This is a genomic window from Klebsiella sp. GG_Kp146, from assembly GCF_040061975.1.
Classification (GTDB): domain Bacteria; phylum Pseudomonadota; class Gammaproteobacteria; order Enterobacterales; family Enterobacteriaceae; genus Klebsiella; species Klebsiella quasipneumoniae.
The window spans coordinates 1-2041 of the sequence record NZ_JBEAHA010000035.1 but is presented as its reverse complement, the minus strand read 5'-3'; the positions used below and the strand labels follow the sequence as shown (position 1 = coordinate 2041).

The 2041-nt window shown below is 51.7% G+C and carries 1 tRNA gene and 2 rRNA genes; all 3 read left to right on the top strand.

Features of this window, described 5'->3' with window-relative positions:
* Positions 1–522: ribosomal RNA gene (locus tag ABLU95_RS21480) — 16S ribosomal RNA — on the top strand; the annotation flags it as partial.
* An 85-nt stretch (positions 523–607) separates the two neighbouring features.
* Positions 608–683 (top strand) — tRNA-Glu (locus ABLU95_RS21475).
* 190 nt (positions 684–873) lie between these two features.
* Positions 874–2041, top strand: a 23S ribosomal RNA gene (locus ABLU95_RS21470); the annotation flags it as partial.

Below are 2041 nucleotides of genomic sequence, written 5' to 3'. Positions count from 1 at the left end.
TTGGTGCCTTCGGGAACTGTGAGACAGGTGCTGCATGGCTGTCGTCAGCTCGTGTTGTGAAATGTTGGGTTAAGTCCCGCAACGAGCGCAACCCTTATCCTTTGTTGCCAGCGGTTAGGCCGGGAACTCAAAGGAGACTGCCAGTGATAAACTGGAGGAAGGTGGGGATGACGTCAAGTCATCATGGCCCTTACGACCAGGGCTACACACGTGCTACAATGGCATATACAAAGAGAAGCGACCTCGCGAGAGCAAGCGGACCTCATAAAGTATGTCGTAGTCCGGATTGGAGTCTGCAACTCGACTCCATGAAGTCGGAATCGCTAGTAATCGTAGATCAGAATGCTACGGTGAATACGTTCCCGGGCCTTGTACACACCGCCCGTCACACCATGGGAGTGGGTTGCAAAAGAAGTAGGTAGCTTAACCTTCGGGAGGGCGCTTACCACTTTGTGATTCATGACTGGGGTGAAGTCGTAACAAGGTAACCGTAGGGGAACCTGCGGTTGGATCACCTCCTTACCTTAAAGAACCTGCCTTTGTAGTGCTCACACAGATTGTCTGATGAAAGTAGAGAAGCAAGGCGTCTTGCGATTGAGACTTCAGTGTCCCCTTCGTCTAGAGGCCCAGGACACCGCCCTTTCACGGCGGTAACAGGGGTTCGAATCCCCTAGGGGACGCCACTTGCTGGTTCGTGAGTGAAAGACGCGTGCCGATATATCTCAAAACTCATCTTCGGGTGATGTTTGAGATATTTGCTCTTTAAAAATCTGGATCAAGCTGAAAATTGAAACGACACACAGTTAATGTGTGTTCGAGTCTCTCAAATTTTCGCGACACGATGATGTTTTACGAAACATCTTCGGGTTGTGAGGTTAAGCGACTAAGCGTACACGGTGGATGCCCTGGCAGTCAGAGGCGATGAAGGACGTGCTAATCTGCGAAAAGCGTCGGTAAGGTGATATGAACCGTTACAGCCGGCGATGTCCGAATGGGGAAACCCAGTGCAATTCGTTGCACTATCGTTAACTGAATACATAGGTTAACGAGGCGAACCGGGGGAACTGAAACATCTAAGTACCCCGAGGAAAAGAAATCAACCGAGATTCCCCCAGTAGCGGCGAGCGAACGGGGAGCAGCCCAGAGTCTGAATCAGCTTGTGTGTTAGTGGAACGGTCTGGAAAGTCCGACGGTACAGGGTGATAGTCCCGTACACCAAAATGCACAGGTTGTGAACTCGAAGAGTAGGGCGGGACACGTGGTATCCTGTCTGAATATGGGGGGACCATCCTCCAAGGCTAAATACTCCTGACTGACCGATAGTGAACCAGTACCGTGAGGGAAAGGCGAAAAGAACCCCGGCGAGGGGAGTGAAAAAGAACCTGAAACCGTGTACGTACAAGCAGTGGGAGCACCTTCGGGTGTGACTGCGTACCTTTTGTATAATGGGTCAGCGACTTATATTCTGTAGCAAGGTTAACCGTATAGGGGAGCCGCAGGGAAACCGAGTCTTAACTGGGCGTTAAGTTGCAGGGTATAGACCCGAAACCCGGTGATCTAGCCATGGGCAGGTTGAAGGTTGGGTAACACTAACTGGAGGACCGAACCGACTAATGTTGAAAAATTAGCGGATGACTTGTGGCTGGGGGTGAAAGGCCAATCAAACCGGGAGATAGCTGGTTCTCCCCGAAAGCTATTTAGGTAGCGCCTCGTGAACTCATCTTCGGGGGTAGAGCACTGTTTCGGCTAGGGGGTCATCCCGACTTACCAACCCGATGCAAACTACGAATACCGAAGAATGTTATCACGGGAGACACACGGCGGGTGCTAACGTCCGTCGTGAAGAGGGAAACAACCCAGACCGCCAGCTAAGGTCCCAAAGTCATGGTTAAGTGGGAAACGATGTGGGAAGGCACAGACAGCCAGGATGTTGGCTTAGAAGCAGCCATCATTTAAAGAAAGCGTAATAGCTCACTGGTCGAGTCGGCCTGCGCGGAAGATGTAACGGGGCTAAACCATGCACCGAAGCTGCGGCAGCGAC